The sequence below is a fragment of the Enterobacter cloacae complex sp. 2024EL-00227 genome, from assembly GCF_043945315.1.
GTDB lineage: Bacteria > Pseudomonadota > Gammaproteobacteria > Enterobacterales > Enterobacteriaceae > Enterobacter > Enterobacter roggenkampii.
On sequence record NZ_JBIMQP010000007.1, the window covers coordinates 193,942 to 211,225 of the forward strand.

General features: G+C 55.9%; 10 protein-coding genes and 1 pseudogene. 5 read left to right on the forward strand and 6 right to left on the reverse strand.

From position 1 onward, the window contains the following. The first annotated feature begins 11 nt into the window (after window positions 1-11). The gene (locus ACHH0Z_RS14390; RefSeq protein ID WP_008502817.1) at window positions 12-515 is read left to right on the forward strand and encodes a GNAT family N-acetyltransferase; all 504 of its coding nucleotides are present in this window, start codon (window positions 12-14) and stop codon (window positions 513-515) included. Between the two features lie 83 nt (window positions 516-598). Then, window positions 599-1,618, forward strand: coding sequence for an NAD(P)-dependent alcohol dehydrogenase (locus ACHH0Z_RS14395; protein ID WP_008502818.1), 1,020 nt, complete (start codon window positions 599-601; stop codon window positions 1,616-1,618). 43 nt (window positions 1,619-1,661) lie between these two features. Here the strand turns inward: ACHH0Z_RS14395 and ACHH0Z_RS14400 are convergent, their stop codons facing one another. Then, on the reverse strand, window positions 1,662-3,302 hold the full coding sequence (locus ACHH0Z_RS14400) for a dihydroxyacetone kinase subunit DhaK (protein WP_045407072.1): 1,641 nt from the start codon (window positions 3,300-3,302) through the stop codon (window positions 1,662-1,664). A 137-nt stretch (window positions 3,303-3,439) separates the two neighbouring features. On the opposite strand from ACHH0Z_RS14400, the gene ACHH0Z_RS14405 reads away from it, so the two are divergent. Continuing rightward, window positions 3,440-4,942 carry a helicase HerA-like C-terminal domain-containing protein gene (locus tag ACHH0Z_RS14405; protein ID WP_008502820.1) on the forward strand — a complete coding sequence of 501 codons (1,503 nt, stop codon included), beginning with the start codon at window positions 3,440-3,442 and terminating at the stop codon, window positions 4,940-4,942. Here ACHH0Z_RS14405 and ACHH0Z_RS14410 read toward each other — a convergent pair. Then, entirely contained in the window at window positions 4,922-5,863 is a 942-nt protein-coding gene (locus ACHH0Z_RS14410) for a TIGR01212 family radical SAM protein (RefSeq protein WP_102046729.1), read from the reverse strand. The two genes, ACHH0Z_RS14405 and ACHH0Z_RS14410, sit on opposite strands and share 21 nt — an antisense overlap. Before the next feature lie 687 nt (window positions 5,864-6,550). Between ACHH0Z_RS14410 and gltB the strand changes: the two genes are divergently transcribed. Together gltB and gltD are read left to right on the forward strand one after the other, a co-directional pair. Then, entirely contained in the window at window positions 6,551-11,011 is a 4,461-nt protein-coding gene (gene gltB / locus ACHH0Z_RS14415) for a glutamate synthase large subunit (protein ID WP_045407076.1), read from the forward strand. A gap of 9 nt (window positions 11,012-11,020) precedes the next feature. Then, window positions 11,021-12,439, forward strand: a complete 1,419-nt coding sequence (gene gltD, locus ACHH0Z_RS14420; RefSeq protein WP_021242274.1) for a glutamate synthase subunit GltD — start codon at window positions 11,021-11,023, stop codon at window positions 12,437-12,439. A gap of 181 nt (window positions 12,440-12,620) precedes the next feature. On the opposite strand, the gene ACHH0Z_RS14425 is transcribed toward gltD, so the two are convergent. The 4 genes and pseudogenes from ACHH0Z_RS14425 to ACHH0Z_RS14440 all read right to left on the reverse strand — a co-directional run bounded on the left by ACHH0Z_RS14425 (window position 12,621) and on the right by ACHH0Z_RS14440 (window position 17,110). Further along, window positions 12,621-13,181 carry an outer membrane protein gene (locus tag ACHH0Z_RS14425; RefSeq protein WP_023294675.1) on the reverse strand — a complete coding sequence of 187 codons (561 nt, stop codon included), beginning with the start codon at window positions 13,179-13,181 and terminating at the stop codon, window positions 12,621-12,623. Continuing rightward, window positions 13,178-15,592, reverse strand: a pseudogene (locus tag ACHH0Z_RS14430) (fimbrial biogenesis usher protein). Before ACHH0Z_RS14430 ends, ACHH0Z_RS14425 begins: the two are co-directional and overlap by 4 nt. A gap of 15 nt (window positions 15,593-15,607) precedes the next feature. Then, window positions 15,608-16,312 carry a fimbria/pilus chaperone family protein gene (locus tag ACHH0Z_RS14435; protein ID WP_008502827.1) on the reverse strand — a complete coding sequence of 235 codons (705 nt, stop codon included), beginning with the start codon at window positions 16,310-16,312 and terminating at the stop codon, window positions 15,608-15,610. Window positions 16,313-16,432: 120 nt separating this feature from the next. Continuing rightward, window positions 16,433-17,110, reverse strand: a complete 678-nt coding sequence (locus tag ACHH0Z_RS14440; protein ID WP_008502828.1) for a DUF1120 domain-containing protein — start codon at window positions 17,108-17,110, stop codon at window positions 16,433-16,435. Window positions 17,111-17,284: the final 174 nt, after the last annotated feature.

A 17,284-nucleotide genomic window follows, 5' to 3' on the forward strand; every position in this document is an offset into this window, starting at 1 on the left:
TGAGTAATGCTATGAGCGTGATTACCCCCGTCGCGACGACGATGCGCCGGATCGCTGAGCAGGATAACCCGGCTATTGCCGCCGTTATTCGCACCGTTTCTGCCGAATATGGACTGACGGCTGACAAGGGCTACACGGTTGCCGACCCGAATCTGGACGCGCTTTTCCAGCTCTACAGCCAGCCTGGTCATGCCTACTGGGTCATCGAGCAGAACGGTCAGGTCGTGGGCGGCGGCGGCGTGGCCCCCCTCAGCTGCAGCGAGCCGGATATCTGCGAACTGCAGAAAATGTATTTCCTGCCAACGGCACGCGGACAAGGACTGGCAAAAAAGCTGGCGCTGATGGCGCTGGACCACGCGCGCAAACAGGGTTTTACCCGCTGCTACCTTGAAACGACCGCCTTCCTCAAAGAGGCCATCGGCCTGTATGAGCATCTGGGCTTTGAGCATATCGATGCGCCGCTGGGCTGTACCGGCCACGTTGATTGTGAAGTCAGAATGCTGAAAAGTCTGTAACTTTCGTTCCTGCCCTCTTCTGTTAAGCGGCTGTAAACTGAATGCTCTACACTCTCAGTTCACACCACAACGGGGGAAACACGATGTCGAAGATAAAAAGCTACGCCGCACCGCAGGCGGGTGCAGAACTTGAGCTGTACGAGTACGATGCGGGCGAACTAAAAGCAGAAGACGTCGAAGTACAGGTTGATTACTGCGGGATCTGCCACTCGGATCTCTCGATGATCGACAACGAATGGGGCTTCTCCAGCTATCCGCTGGTTGCCGGGCACGAAGTTATTGGTCGCGTCGTGGCGCTCGGTAGCGCCGCGCAGGACAAAGGGCTCAAAGTGGGCCAGCGCGTGGGCATTGGCTGGACGGCACGCAGCTGTGGTCACTGCGATGCCTGTATCAGCGGCAATCAAATCAACTGCCTCGAAGGCGCTGTTCCCACCATTCTCAACAAAGGTGGTTTTGCCGATAAACTGCGCGCCGACTGGCAATGGGTTATCCCGCTGCCGGACAGCATTGATATCGAATCCGCCGGTCCGCTGCTGTGTGGCGGCATCACCGTCTTCAAACCGCTGCTGATGCACCATATCACCGCCACCAGTCGCGTCGGCGTCATCGGTATCGGCGGACTGGGGCATATTGCCATTAAGCTGCTGCACGCGATGGGCTGTGAAGTCACGGCGTTCAGCTCGAACCCGGCGAAAGAGAAAGAAGTGCTGGCGATGGGGGCGGATAAAGTGGTGAACAGCCGCGATCCGGACGCGCTGAACGCGCTGGCGGGCCAGTTTGACCTGATCATCAACACCGTTAACGTGGATCTCGACTGGCAGCCGTACTTTGAAGCGCTGGCCTACGGCGGTAACTTCCACACCGTGGGTGCGGTAATGAAGCCGCTGCCGGTTCCGGCGTTTACCCTGATCGGCGGGGATCGCAGCATCTCCGGTTCTGCAACCGGTACGCCGTACGAGCTGCGCAAACTGATGAAATTCGCCGGACGCACCAAAGTGGCGCCGACCACCGAACTGTATCCGATGTCAAAAATCAACGAAGCGATCCAGCACGTGCGCGACGGCAAAGCCCGCTACCGCGTGGTGCTGAAAGCAGATTTCTGATGTGAGTTTGCCGGGTGGCGGCTTCGCCTTACCCGGCCTACTTTCACTGCTGCGCCAATACGTTAAATACTTCCGCTACCGCGACCGCTCCCGGATCCATCACCCCATCCAGGTTATCTTTATTGACATACGACGAGCGTCCCGCGCCGGCTTTCGCCATCTTCGACGTTGCTTCTGCGCCCTGCTGCGCGGCCTGCGCTGCCGCCTGAATATTGCCTTTCTGTAACGCCTCCAGCGCTGGTTGCAGCGCATCGATCAGCGTGCGATCGCCAAGATCCGCTCCGCCGTACTGCTTCATCTGCGCAAGTCCGCTGAGCAAGGCCTCCGGGAGCGTCTGACCATCGTGAAGCTTTTGCCCGGCCGCGGTGAAGAAGATCGACATCAGCACGCCGCTCGACCCGCCCATCACCGTGGCCAGCCGCTCGCCAACCAGCAGCAGCAGCTTAGGCACGTCATTAAGCGGGAGCGCGTTCTGCTCCAGGCGCTGCGCAATATCCCGCGCCCCTTGCGCAAAGGTAGAGCCGGTATCGCCATCCCCCACTTTAGCATCCAGCGCGTTCAGGCGGTTTTCCAGCTGGATCAGCGTTGTCGACACGGAGGAGACAAACGCACGCACCTGTGGATTGTCAGACGGAGTGTACTCCACACGGTCATGAATGGCGCTATGCGCCACGGTGCGCAGTGGCGCAAACGCGACGGGCTTCTGCCATCCCAGCGTCTCGACGTCGGCGTGAATCGCTTTTTCAAAGAAATCGTTGAGCTTCAGCAGCGTCAGAGAAAAGCCTTTCATATCCAGCGCGCTGACCAGCGGCGCAGGGCCAATCAGGTACGCGATATTCTCTTTCAGCGCCGAGTACGCCAGCTCTTTGGTCAGCAGCGCCATCTCCAGCGCCGATACGCCGCCAAGATTGTTAATCAGCACCGCAAAACAACCCTCCCCCGCCTGCGCGCGTAACGGCGTCACCAGGGTGTCGATAATGGCTTTGCTGTTTTGCGTATCCACCACGGAAGCCCCGGGCTCGCCGTGAATGCCCAGGCCCAGCTCGACATGGCCTTGCTTAATGCGCCCCTCTTCATCGTCGCTGCCCGGCAGGTTGCAGGTTTGCATCGCTACGCCCAGGCTCCAGAGGTTATCGCAGGCCTGTTGCGCAATATCCCGTACCTCGCTCAGCGATTTCCCCTGCTCCGCCGCATAGCCCGCAATCTTGTGCACCAGTGCCGTACCGGCAATACCGCGCGGCTGCTTATTATCCGGCAGCGCGATATCGTCTGCCACAATCACCATCTCCACCTTCAGGCCGTAGCGTTTGGCCTTCTCGGCCGCCAGGCCAAAGTTCAGGCGGTCGCCGGTGTAGTTTTTGACGATCAGCAGACAGCCGCGATCGCCCGTGACCGCCACAATGGCATTCAGCACCGCATCCACGCTCGGCGAGGCAAACAGATCGCCGCATACTGCCGCCGTCAGCATCCCTTTGCCGACAAACCCGGCGTGCGCGGGTTCGTGGCCTGAGCCGCCGCCGGAGATCACCGCCACGCGGCTTTTGTCCCAGTCGCCGCGTGCGACGATCCTGATGGCCGGATCGATATCAAGCTTGACGAGATTGGCATGTGGCGCAGAAAGCAGTATGCCTTCAATGGCATCGTTGACCAGCTGTTTGCGATCGTTAAAGAAGAATCTGGACATAGTTTCCCACTATTTTGTGAACCGTATGCAAAAGCATAGTCCGCGCTGGATAATGCGCCGCAAAGTCAGGAATTTACTCAACCAAATTGCTATCAGGTTGCCTATACTCCACCCAGGACTAAGAGAGGAAGCGCATCATGAGTACACCATTGTTAATTGCCCGGACGCTGGAAAAAGAGCTCTATTTACTGCCCGCGATGGCGAACCGCCACGGTCTGATCACCGGCGCGACCGGGACGGGGAAAACCGTCACCCTGCAAAAGCTGGCGGAGTCGCTTTCGGAGATTGGCGTACCGGTCTTTATGGCTGACGTAAAAGGCGATTTAACCGGTGTGGCTCAGGAAGGGACGGCCTCTGAAAAACTGCTCGAACGGCTGAAGAATATTGGCATCACGGACTGGACGCCCCATGGTAACCCGGTGGTGGTGTGGGACATCTTCGGTGAAAAAGGCCACCCGGTACGCGCCACCGTCTCCGATCTTGGCCCGCTGCTGCTGGCCCGTCTGCTTAACCTCAACGACGTGCAGTCCGGCGTGCTGAATATTATCTTCCGCATTGCCGATGACCAGGGGCTACTGCTGCTTGATTTCAAAGATCTGCGCGCCATTACGCAGTACATCGGCGATAACGCCAAATCCTTTCAGAACCAGTACGGCAACATCAGCAGCGCCTCGGTGGGCGCTATTCAGCGCGGGCTACTGACGCTTGAGCAACAGGGCGCTGAACATTTCTTTGGTGAACCCATGCTGGATATCAAAGACTGGATGCGCACCGACAGCAGTGGCAAAGGCATTATTAACATCCTGAGCTCAGAGAAGCTCTACCAGATGCCGAAACTCTACGCCGCCAGCCTGCTGTGGATGCTCTCTGAACTTTACGAACAGCTGCCAGAGGCGGGCGACCTTGAGAAGCCGAAGCTGGTGTTCTTCTTTGATGAAGCGCACCTGCTGTTTAACGATGCACCGCAGGTGCTGCTGGACAAGATCGAGCAGGTTATCCGCCTGATCCGTTCCAAAGGCGTCGGCGTCTGGTTTGTCTCGCAAAACCCGTCGGATATTCCGGACAACGTACTGGGACAACTCGGTAACCGCGTACAGCACGCCCTGCGCGCCTTCACGCCGAAAGATCAAAAAGCGGTAAAAGCTGCCGCGCAAACCATGCGCGCCAATCCGGCCTTTGATACCGAAGCCGCCATTCAGGCGCTGGGCACCGGTGAAGCGCTGATCTCGTTCCTGGATGCGAAGGGCAGCCCGTCCGTAGTGGAACGCGCCATGGTCATTGCGCCTTGCTCGCGCATGGGGCCGGTGACCGACGATGAACGCAACGGCCTGATTAACCACTCACCGGTTTACGGGAAGTACGAAGACGAGGTGGATCGCGAATCTGCTTTCGAGATGCTGCAAAAAGGAGTCCAGGCGACAACGGAATCGCAGGATGCGCCTGCCGCTAAAGGGCAGTCTGTCGCCGTGGATGACGGCATTCTTGGTGGACTCAAAGACATCCTGTTCGGCAGCACCGGGCCGCGCGGCGGCAAACGCGACGGCGTAGTGCAGACCATGGCGAAAAGCGCCGCGCGACAGGTCACCAATCAGATCGTGCGCGGCATGCTGGGGAGTTTGTTAGGCGGCCGTCGCCGCTAGACGCGGAACCCACGGGCGGCCCAGCGCCGAACCCTGTACGCCGTTCTCCTGCAGGTAGCGGTCAATTTCCACCATCCCCGTCCAGCGGTTCTCACACCACAGCGGTGCCAGAAGCGTTGGACGGCGGGCGCTGGCCGAGATGCGGTGGTAGACAATCTCCGCTGGCGTGTGGCGAATCATCTCCCCCGCCGTCACCGTATAGTCCTCAAGCTCGATACCGCTTAACCGCCCGGCCTCCCAGGCTTTCGCCATAATGCTGCCCTTCACGATATGCAGCGGATGAAGCTTGATGCCGTCCACGCCGGTTTCAACGACTTTTTCCAGGGTTTCAAGGCCATGCTGTTGACCTTCACCGGGCAGACCGACAATCAGATGTGAACAGACCTTCAGCCCGCGCTCGCGTGCCAGCCGCGTGGTGCGCTGGTAGCAGGCGAAATCATGGCCACGGTTGATACGGTGCAGCGTTTTGTCATGTGCGGTTTGCAAGCCCAGCTCCAGCCAGATCTCGTAGCCTTGTTCTTTGTACTCGCTGAGCAGGTCCAGCACCGCGTCCGGTACGCAGTCCGGGCGGGTTCCCACGCACAGCCCAACGATACTGGCCTGGCTGACGGCCTGCTGATACATCGATCGCAATACCTGCACCTCCGCCCACGTGCTGGTGTAAGCCTGAAAATAGGCCAGATACTGCTTCGCACGGTTCACCAGGCTGGCCTGGTGGGCAAGCTGCTCAGCGATAGAATGGTGCTGCTGCGCCTCATCGGCAAACGACGCGACGTTACAGAAGGTGCAGCCACCGCGCCCGATGGTGCCGTCGCGATTCGGGCAGCTAAACCCGCCGTGCAGCGTCAGCTTATGAACCTTTTGCCCGTACCGCTGCAAAAGATCCCCACCAAACATATTGACTAATTTCTGTAACTGCATAATCTGATAGACCGTCCCGGAGAAAGGGGACAAGCCTGCCATTTTTAGCCTCTGTCGGCGATGACCTGGATCAATCGCCCTGGACGGCCTTTATCTATATGAATAAATACTCAGGATTACTGCAATTTCATTCACGCCGTACGTGATTACTTTTCCTTATGTTCTGATTGTTTTTTTCATTTATAGCGCCAGCACTGAAAAACAGTGTGTTTATGCGGGTTTGCAGGCAATGCCAGATTATTATTCTGTTATAAAACCGCTATTCAGCACGCTACATGGATAATACCGCTTTCATATAGTGAGTCAGATCACACTCCGCTGCGCGCTCTCAGGGCATTCTATCAATGTAAAATTAGTTAAATAACCTTAAAATACAAACAGATAAACTCTCTTTAGCACATTTTTGTATAAATAAGATTGCCATTTGACCTGTGTACCAATTCCCGATAAGTTGGAAATCCGCTGGAAGCTTTCTGGATGAGCGGCCTGCTCATCATATTTATGCAGTAATTGAGATTCCCTCTGAAGCAAGTCCTCAAACTTGTTTACCTGCGCGAAAGGATGAAAAAGAGGGCGAATGCGAGGTCCGCGTATGAAACGCAAACCCCGTCGCCATGCTCTTTCTGTGCCTGTGCGCCACGGTAAAGTTCAGTGGGAAGCCCGACGAGCCTGGGGAGGTTCACTGATATGTTGTACGATAAATCCCTTGAGAAGGATAACTGTGGTTTCGGCCTGATCGCCCACATAGAAGGCGAACCTAGCCACAAGGTGGTGCGTACCGCTATTCACGCACTGGCCCGTATGCAGCACCGTGGCGCCATTCTTGCCGATGGTAAAACTGGCGACGGTTGCGGCCTGCTGCTGCAAAAACCGGATCGTTTCTTCCGCATCGTGGCGGAAGAGCGCGGCTGGCGTTTAGCCAAAAACTACGCTGTCGGCATGCTGTTCCTGAACCAGGATCCTGAAAAAGCTGCCGCCTCACGCCGCATCGTCGAAGAAGAACTTCAGCGTGAAACCCTGTCGATTGTCGGCTGGCGCGATGTGCCAACCAACGAAGGGGTGCTCGGTGAAATCGCCCTCTCCTCGCTGCCTCGTATTGAACAGATTTTCGTCAACGCGCCTGCGGGCTGGCGTCCGCGTGATATGGAACGCCGTCTGTTTATCGCCCGCCGCCGCATTGAAAAACGTCTCCAGGACGATAAAGAGTTCTACGTCTGTAGCCTCTCTAACCTGGTGAACATCTATAAAGGTCTGTGTATGCCGGCTGACCTGCCGCGCTTCTACCTGGACCTGGCGGACCTGCGTCTGGAATCGGCCATTTGCCTGTTCCACCAGCGCTTCTCCACCAACACCGTTCCACGCTGGCCGCTGGCGCAGCCGTTCCGCTACCTGGCGCACAACGGTGAGATCAACACCATCACCGGTAACCGCCAGTGGGCCCGCGCCCGTACCTACAAGTTCCAGACGCCATTGATCCCTGACCTGCATGATGCCGCGCCGTTCGTGAACGAAACCGGCTCGGACTCCAGCTCGATGGATAACATGCTGGAACTGCTGCTGGCGGGCGGGATGGATATCGTGCGCGCCATGCGTCTGCTCGTGCCGCCGGCCTGGCAGAACAACCCGGATATGGACCCTGAGCTGCGCGCGTTCTTCGACTTTAACTCCATGCACATGGAGCCGTGGGACGGCCCGGCGGGCATCGTCATGTCCGACGGTCGTTTCGCTGCGTGTAACCTGGACCGTAACGGCCTGCGTCCGGCGCGCTACGTCATCACCAAAGATAAGCTCATCACCTGCGCCTCTGAAGTCGGCATCTGGGATTACCAGCCTGACGAAGTGGTCGAGAAAGGCCGCGTCGGTCCGGGCGAGCTGATGGTGATCGACACCCGCAGTGGACGCATCCTGCACTCCGCCGAAACCGACAACGATCTGAAGAGCCGCCATCCGTACAAAGAGTGGATGGAGAAAAACGTGCGTCGTCTGGTGCCGTTTGAAGATCTGTCGGATGAAGAAGTGGGCAGCCGCGAGCTGGACGATGACACCCTCGCCAGCTACCAGAAGCAGTTTAACTACAGCGCGGAAGAGCTGGACTCCGTCATCCGCGTGCTCGGTGAGAACGGCCAGGAAGCGGTCGGCTCGATGGGTGACGATACCCCGTTTGCCGTGCTCTCCAGCCAGCCGCGCATCATTTACGACTACTTCCGCCAGCAGTTTGCGCAGGTCACCAACCCGCCAATCGATCCGCTGCGTGAAGCCCACGTGATGTCGCTGGCCACCAGCATCGGTCGCGAGATGAACGTCTTCTGCGAGGCCGAAGGCCAGGCGCACCGTCTGACCTTTAAATCGCCGATCCTGCTGTACTCCGATTTCAAACAGCTCACCACCATGAAAGAGGAGCACTATCGCGCCGACACGCTCGATATTACCTTCGACGTGAACGACGCGAGCCTCGAAGAGACGGTGAATGCGCTGTGCGACAAAGCCGAACAGATGGTGCGTAACGGTACCGTGCTGCTGGTATTGTCCGACCGCAACATCGCGAAAAACCGTCTGCCGGTGCCTGCACCCATGGCGGTGGGCGCTATCCAGACGCGTCTGGTGGATAAGAGCCTGCGCTGCGACGCCAACATCATTGTTGAAACCGCCAGCGCGCGCGACCCGCACCACTTTGCCGTGCTGTTAGGCTTTGGCGCGACGGCGATCTACCCGTACCTGGCCTATGAAACGCTGGCCCGTCTGGTGGATACCCGCGCGATCGACAAAGATTACCGCGCGGTGATGCTGAACTACCGTAACGGCATCAACAAAGGTCTGTACAAGATCATGTCCAAAATGGGCATCTCGACCATTGCCTCCTACCGCTGCTCGAAGCTGTTTGAAGCGGTTGGCCTGCACGATGAGGTCGCCAACCTTTGCTTCCAGGGCGTGGTCAGCCGCATCGGCGGCGCCGGTTTTGCTGACTTCCAGCAGGATCTGGTGAACCTGTCCAAGCGCGCCTGGCTGGCACGTAAGCCGCTGGATCAGGGCGGTCTGCTGAAATACGTTCACGGCGGCGAGTATCATGCCTACAACCCTGACGTGGTGCGCACGCTGCAGCAGGCGGTTCAGAGCGGCGAATACCGTGATTATCAGCAGTACGCTGAGCTGGTGAACAACCGTCCGGCGGCGACGCTGCGCGACCTCATTGCCCTGAATCCGGGTGATGAAGCGGTCAGCATTGACGAAGTCGAACCGGCATCCGAACTGTTCAAACGCTTCGATACCGCGGCGATGTCCATCGGCGCGCTGAGCCCGGAAGCCCACGAGGCGCTGGCGGAAGCCATGAACAGCATCGGTGGCAACTCTAACTCCGGCGAAGGCGGTGAAGATCCTGCCCGTTACGGCACCAACAAGGTGTCCCGTATCAAGCAGGTGGCATCCGGCCGCTTTGGCGTGACGCCAGCGTACCTGGTCAACGCCGACGTGATTCAGATTAAAGTCGCTCAGGGTGCGAAACCGGGCGAAGGCGGTCAGCTGCCGGGTGATAAAGTTACCCCGTACATCGCCAAACTGCGCTACTCGGTACCGGGCGTGACGCTGATCTCCCCGCCGCCGCACCACGATATCTACTCTATCGAGGATCTGGCGCAGCTGATTTTCGACCTGAAGCAGGTCAACCCGAAAGCGATGATCTCCGTGAAGCTGGTTTCCGAACCGGGCGTCGGCACCATTGCCACCGGCGTGGCGAAGGCCTATGCGGACCTTATCACCATCGCCGGTTATGACGGTGGTACCGGCGCAAGCCCGCTCTCCTCCGTGAAATATGCGGGCTGCCCGTGGGAACTTGGCCTGGTGGAAACCCAGCAGGCGCTGGTGGCTAACGGTCTGCGTCACAAGATCCGTCTGCAGGTGGACGGTGGCCTGAAAACCGGCCTCGACATCATCAAGGCGGCGATTCTGGGTGCGGAAAGCTTCGGCTTCGGTACCGGCCCAATGGTTGCGCTCGGCTGTAAATACCTGCGTATTTGCCACCTGAACAACTGCGCAACCGGTGTTGCGACCCAGGACGAGAAGCTGCGTAAGAACCACTACCACGGCCTGCCGTTCAAAGTGACCAACTACTTTGAGTTCATCGCCCGTGAAACCCGCGAGCTGATGGCGCAGCTGGGCGTGAAGCGTCTGGTGGACCTGATTGGCCGTACCGACCTGCTGAAAGAGCTGGAAGGCTTCACCGCCAAGCAGCAGAAGCTGGAGCTGTCTAAGCTGCTGGAAACCGCGCAGCCGCATCCTGGCAAAGCGGTCTACTGCACTGAGAACAACCCGCCGTTCGACAACGGCGTGCTGAACGCACAGCTGCTGCAGCAGGCGAAACCGTATGTGGACGAGAAGCAGAGCAAAACGTTCTGGTTTGATATCCGCAACACCGACCGTTCCGTGGGTGCCTCCCTCTCCGGCTACATCGCGCAGACGCACGGTGACCAGGGGCTGGCAGCCGATCCGATTACCGCACACTTCAGCGGTACTGCGGGTCAGAGCTTCGGCGTGTGGAACGCAGGCGGCGTTGAGCTGTACCTGACCGGCGATGCCAACGACTACGTCGGCAAAGGCATGGCGGGCGGTCTTCTGGCGGTACGTCCTCCGGTCGGCTCAGCCTTCCGCAGCCATGAAGCCAGCATTATCGGTAACACCTGCCTGTACGGCGCGACCGGCGGTCGTCTTTTTGCCGCGGGCCGTGCGGGCGAGCGTTTTGCGGTGCGTAACTCCGGTGCTATCACCGTGGTGGAAGGCATTGGCGATAACGGTTGTGAATACATGACGGGCGGGATTGTTTGCGTTCTGGGTAAAACCGGCGTGAACTTCGGCGCAGGCATGACGGGCGGTTTTGCCTACGTCCTGGATGAAGACGGTGAGTTCCGTAAACGCGTGAACCCTGAACTGGTAGAAGTGCTGGACGTTGACACGCTGGCCATTCACGAAGAACACCTGCGCGGTTTGATTACCGAACACGTGCAGCATACCGGTTCTTCGCGCGGCGAAGAGATCCTGGCGAACTGGCCGGCGTTCTCTGCGAAATTCGCGCTGGTTAAGCCGAAGTCCAGCGATGTTAAAGCCCTGTTGGGTCACCGTAGTCGTAGCGCAGCAGAGCTGCGCGTGCAGGCGCAGTAAGGAATTCAGATGAGCCAGAACGTATACCAGTTTATCGACCTGCAGCGTGTTGATCCGCCAAAGAAACCGCTGAAGATCCGCAAAATTGAATTTGTTGAAATCTACGAGCCGTTTTCAGAAGGCCAGGCCAAAGCACAGGCAGACCGCTGCCTGTCCTGCGGTAACCCTTACTGCGAATGGAAATGTCCGGTACACAACTACATCCCGAACTGGCTGAAGCTGGCCAACGAAGGACGTATTTTTGAAGCCGCCGAGCTATCTCACCAGACCAACACCCTGCCGGAAGTGTGCGGCCGAGTGTGCCCTCAGGATCGTCTGTGCGAAGGTTCCTGTACGCTGAACGACGAGTTTGGCGCGGTGACCATCGGCAACATCGAGCGCTATATCAACGATAAAGCGTTTGAGATGGGCTGGCGTCCGGATATGACCGGCGTGAAGCAAACCGACAAGCGCGTGGCGATCATCGGCGCGGGCCCGGCGGGCCTGGCCTGTGCGGACGTGCTGACCCGCAACGGCGTGAAGGCGGTGGTCTTTGACCGTCATCCGGAGATTGGTGGCCTGCTGACCTTTGGTATCCCGGCCTTTAAGCTGGAAAAAGAGGTCATGACCCGTCGCCGTGAAATCTTCACCGGCATGGGCATTGAGTTCAAACTGAACACAGAAGTGGGCCGCGACGTACAGCTCGACGATCTGCTGAAGGATTACGACGCCGTGTTCCTGGGCGTGGGTACCTATCAGTCCATGCGCGGTGGTCTGGAAAACGAAGACGCGCCGGGCGTTTATGACGCACTGCCGTTCCTGATTGCCAACACCAAGCAGATTATGGGTTACGGCGAAACCGCTGATGAGCCGTTCGTCAGCATGGAAGGCAAACGCGTGGTGGTGCTGGGCGGCGGTGATACCGCGATGGACTGCGTGCGAACCTCCATTCGTCAGAATGCGGCACACGTGATCTGCGCCTACCGTCGTGACGAAGAGAACATGCCGGGCTCTAAGCGTGAAGTGAAAAACGCACGTGAAGAGGGCGTAGAATTCCAGTTCAACATCCAGCCTCTGGGTATTGAAGTGAATGCCAACGGTAAAGTGAGCGGCGTGAAGATGGCGCGCACTGAGATGGGCGCACCGGATGCAAAAGGCCGTCGTCGCGCCGAGATCGTGGCCGGTTCTGAACACGTGATCCCGGCCGACGCCGTGGTGATGGCGTTCGGTTTCCGCCCTCACAGCATGGAATGGCTGGCGAAGCACAGCGTTGAGCTGGACTCGCAGGGCCGTATTATTGCGCCAGAAGGCAGCGATAATGCCTTCCAGACCAGCAACCCGAAAATCTTCGCCGGTGGCGATATCGTTCGCGGTTCCGACCTGGTGGTGACGGCGATTGCCGAAGGGCGCAAAGCGGCTGACGGGATACTGAACTACCTGGAAGTGTAATAAAAAAGGGAATAAACCTTCCGGTTTATTCCCTTTGTTACCTACAGCGTAATCAAAAAAATTTCAGATATTTCAGCATGAAGGTTGCCAGCCTATCAATGCTTGAGTCAGCTGCAAGAAAAAAACAGGCATTTCATTGGCGATAGAAATAATGAAGAGCTATTTTTTACTCCCCGAAATGCTACCTCGTCAGCAGAGTCCAGGTTAAGTCACTTTCCAGTACGGTTTGATCGGTGATGCGGCTAAACGCATTGTCATCCAGCACAGGTGATAGCGTGACCCGGAAATTCATCTGCTGGCCTGAAGGCACCTGATTATTATCAACCGCAATAACCGCTTCATTATTACGCACATAAAACGGCGAAGGCGTGCCGCTTTGCGGAGTAAAACCGAGCTGATCGACCGTTTTGCCGACGGTGTAATTTTTACCGTCGATGGTCATATCATCGATTTTAACCGCCATCCCGCCAGACTGGCCGAATGTGAAGCGCCCTTTATCGCCTGCCGTCCCCTGTAACAACACCGCCATTTGCTGCGGCTGCGGACAGTAAACATTAACGTTGAGGGTACGGTCCGCCATTTTGTGCCAGTTCTGCTGGGTTTTATCGATATTATCTCGACGCATTTCATGGTAATCCACCACCGGCTGCGAAAGCGATATTTGGCAATCTTCCGCATTTGCAGTCGCCACGAAGAAAAGTATCCCCAGCGCTGTTAATCCTACTGTTTGTTGATAATTCATCGGCATACTCCGTTTACTTCTTCATAGAAGGCGTCTTCATTGCGTTTCTCAGGAAGAGCGAAATCGAGTTTGCACAAACGATTGTTGTTGGCGTCCATGGCGTACAGCGCCGGTAACTAATCCGCATCGTTGATAAAGACATGACCATCATCAACGACCGTCACAATGTAGTTGTCCTTCTCATCCACGATTGCAAGCCCTTTTCTCAGCGGCTGACCATCGGTTTGCTTCATACGCAGCATCACACGTCGGCTGTTCAGCACCTTGAAATCAAGCTCGCTGACTGAAGCGTGACCTGCGGCGATATATCGGGTGCCGTTTGCCAGCGTCATATTCTGCGGCAGCTTGTTGGCATCCACTTCTATACGCGAATTGCGCCACTCGTTTAGCGAAGGTACAACCGCCTGTCCCCAGGCATCGGTCCAGACCGTACCCTGTGGCGTAGCGATTTCTACCCCGCTTTTCTTCTCGCTCAGTCTGGCAATCGCAAAGGTATCGCGAATCGCATACGGCGAGAACGTCACGCCATTTTTGTGCATAGCGATGCCGCCCGCCAGGGTGGCGTTATAGTTACGCTGGTGATCACCGTTGCTGCCACCACCCACGCTCAGCTGGGTATAATGCAGGTTGGTGTTAAGGTTACCGTTGAAGCTATTATCGCTGGACGACTGGTCACGATCGGCGGCGATATAGTAGTGTGTGTTTTCGCCCAGCGAACCGCTGTTGGCTACACCGTAAGTGGTATTGTCGCCCTGTTTGCGCATGTAAGTGCTGACAGACTGCCCCGGACTCAGCGGAATGCTGACGTTGATGTACAGCATTTCATCATCCTGGTCGTCATCGACGTTGCCCACAGCGCTTTGCCAGTTGGCGGTAACGCTGGCATATTTAAATGTCTTACCCCACGACAGAAGCAGATAGCGGGAATCCTCAGAGTTCCCGCTGCTCTGGTTATAGTTGAAGCCTGCTGAGAAAACGCCTGCCAGACCGGATGAGAAACGTATGCTGCCGGAGTAGGCGTTATCGTACCCCTGATAGTCATCGTCCATCGCTTCTGCCATCTCACGGTAGCCGCCGCTGTAGTGCGTCGCGCTGGTGGAAAGCGATACATGGGAGGAAAGCGTAAGATCGCTTCCTAGCTCGGTTTTAAGTCCACTGTTGCTGTCACCAAAAGACTCTTTGCTTGCCGCAACCGTCGTGTAAACAGACCAAAGATCGCTGATAAGAAAATCGGTACGACCGCCAGCTGCCTGGTAATCTTGAGCGGCAGTACCGGAGGCCAGAAGGTTCATCCACGGGAAAATGCGCCAGCCGTCGGAAACGTTCATCACCAGCGGATCGCTGTAGTCGCTATCGATGCTGCGTACCTGACCGGCAGACACGGTAAGCCCCTGCGGGCGAGAAAGATTTCGCTGCTTCACTGCGGCAGCAGGAACAATAAAGTGATTCGTGGAGCCGTCCGACTCTACGACGGAAACGTCTAAATCGACGTTGTTACGCGCAACCGGCACGTCATCCAGCGTAAATGGTCCCGCGGGCACGAGCGTACTGAAGATCAGCTGATTGTTCTGGCGAATCTCCACGCGAGCCTGGGAGGAACGGGCAATGCCTGACACGCTGACGCCGCTGCCGTCTTTTGTCAGCCCACTAGTCGGCATAAGCTGGATACCGGTAATGGGTATGCCGCTCAGCACATTAGACATGGCATTAATTTCACCGACCTGCATGGTTAACTTCTGCGGGACAAAAACATGCTCTGCGTAGGTGTAAATGCTGTCGGCATTTTTCTTGCCATTGTCATCCGTCAGGATGTAATTACTGCGAAGCGACCAGTCAAATGCGTTAAAACCCGCTTCCAGATTGGCCTGCGAATAGCGGGTTTTGTCGCTACCGCCATATTCGTTACGGGTGCTGAAAAGCGAATAGTTGAGCATCCCGGCGGCACCGCCGTGCTGGAAGTTTCGGATATCCGACGACAGGCTGTTTACCGCTTCAGGCGGCAGATACAACTCAACGGCTTCCTGGTTTGGCAACGCGTTGATTACCGCTTTCGGGTAGTCGTCGCGGATGTTGTGGCACGCCTCGCCTGCCTTCAGGGGGACTGGCATGAGGCCTGCGAAATCAAGCAGATCGTTATCAAAACACAGCACGCCGTCCTTATTGAAACGGACGGCGGCCATTCCGCGATCTTCACCATTCACTTTAACGTTCACGGAATGGGTTCCGGGCAGAAAACGCGGTGCTTCAGCGAAATAATGGTTCAAGTCGCTCGATAACCCCAGCGTTTTCATTACCCCCGTATCAAACGTCACTTCCCTTGCGAGTACGGAGGCGGAGTCAAACATCATCAGAGGCAAGGTGCCGCAGAGAACTGCGCGGACACAAAGTGCAATACGGCTTTTTTTATTCACCGTTTGATCCCTATATTATTTATTTAATTCTGAGGTAAAACTCGGCACTTCAATGCCATAACGGCTGGCCGGGAAAAATTTAACGTGGCTATCACCGCTGCTCGTTTTGTTCAACGCAGCCGTCATCGTCTCACCTGGCAGAAGGTAAGTTTTGGAAAGCGTGGCGTTTGCGCCTGAAGGTTGTAATACGACTTTTTGTGCCAGACGAACAACGTACTTACTTGGGTTGGTTACTTTTACAGAAGATCCGACCGTAGACCATTTGAGGTATTTCCACGCATCCGTCACGACCCCCAGCGTAGCCGGGCGTATTAGCACTGGAATATCCTGGCGAATATTAATGCCAATTTTAATTTTTTTATCGTCATTTTTTGGTGGAATACCGTCAAATGTGACGCGTTTTAAATGCTCAACATCCAGCGGCTGCTTGCTTTGCAAAATAAAACGAAGCTGCTGCGTTTGGCCCGGCTCAAGGCGAACCACAGGCTGCGTGACGATCAACTTAAGCCCCTGGTCGTCCGGCAGGTCTACAACGTTCGTATATAATAAGGATGGGTGTGAATCCGTATTTTTTACGTTAATGGTACCGCTGTGTGTGGCTTCATCAATAATTAGCAGGCTGGTTTCTGGCACCATACCTTCTGCATGCACCGCAAAATTGGCGGAAAATAAAGCGACAGTAAAAAGTGTTTTAAATATATTCGACCTTATGCATTGCATAATATTATCTCCTTGATAGCCCAACAGAACATTCCATGTTTATCGTGCTGTTAAAAAGAGAGTAAATGCAGAACATTCACTCTCTGGATTATTTTAAAATTACTTTTACTCAATAAAGTCTTACAGATAACGCAGGCTGATGGTCAACTGACCGTCAAGCTGAGTATCGTCCGTAATCGCCAGAGTTGTGGTGTCCTGAAGAGCCAGTGAAGTTGCCAGCGGGAAGGTCGCGGTCTGGAAGGCCAGCGGATCCAGAGAACCTGCAGACGCAACGGTGAAGTCACGAATATGGCTGCCCTGAGAAGAACCGTTGGTGGATTTGGTCCAGGTACCCGTCGCGTTCTGCTGATAGATTGGATCTACCGCAGCACCATCAGCCGTTACGCTGTCTACTTTAACTAGCAGAGCGTAAGAGCCAATGTTAACGCCACCCGCGGTTTTGCCCACACCGTAAGTTTGGCTAGCGCCTTTAATAATACCACCACCAAACATACCGTTTTCTACGGTCAGACCCGCGTTAGTATCAGCGCGATCGTCAACCATATTCCAGGACACTTTTGTTGCTGCGGTGCAGTTAATGGTCAGATCGATATTCTTCTGTCCCAACTGGTTGACAGCAGAAGCGTTCAGACTGCCCAAATTAATTGTACCGTAGTCAACAGTACCGCCGTTGCTTAATACTGGCGTACATGCTGCATTCGTCAGCGTACCTTTAACCTTCAGTACAGCTGAAGGGTCTGCAGCAAATGCTGAAGTCACACACAGAGAAAGCGCAGTAGCGAGTAAAACTTTTTTCACTTGTTAATCCTTAACATATGAGTAATTGCAATATTTAACCCAGTAATGATAAATACCTTTACCAGTTACTGATTGTCGTCATGCTTGTCAGCATGTGCACATAGTATTGTTTTTATAAATACATGCAATTTAGCAAAATTAACTATTCTATTAAGGATAACCACAAAATGATTT

Coding starts and splice junctions, on each gene's coding strand:
- ACHH0Z_RS14390 (WP_008502817.1), top strand. CDS start 12: ATGAGCGTGATTACCCCCGTCGCGACGACGATGCGCCGGATCGCTGAG.
- ACHH0Z_RS14395 (WP_008502818.1), top strand. CDS start 599: ATGTCGAAGATAAAAAGCTACGCCGCACCGCAGGCGGGTGCAGAACTT.
- ACHH0Z_RS14400 (WP_045407072.1), bottom strand. CDS start 3,302: ATGTCCAGATTCTTCTTTAACGATCGCAAACAGCTGGTCAACGATGCC.
- ACHH0Z_RS14405 (WP_008502820.1), top strand. CDS start 3,440: ATGAGTACACCATTGTTAATTGCCCGGACGCTGGAAAAAGAGCTCTAT.
- ACHH0Z_RS14410 (WP_102046729.1), bottom strand. CDS start 5,863: ATGCAGTTACAGAAATTAGTCAATATGTTTGGTGGGGATCTTTTGCAG.
- gltB (WP_045407076.1), top strand. CDS start 6,551: ATGTTGTACGATAAATCCCTTGAGAAGGATAACTGTGGTTTCGGCCTG.
- gltD (WP_021242274.1), top strand. CDS start 11,021: ATGAGCCAGAACGTATACCAGTTTATCGACCTGCAGCGTGTTGATCCG.
- ACHH0Z_RS14425 (WP_023294675.1), bottom strand. CDS start 13,181: ATGAATTATCAACAAACAGTAGGATTAACAGCGCTGGGGATACTTTTC.
- ACHH0Z_RS14435 (WP_008502827.1), bottom strand. CDS start 16,312: ATGCAATGCATAAGGTCGAATATATTTAAAACACTTTTTACTGTCGCT.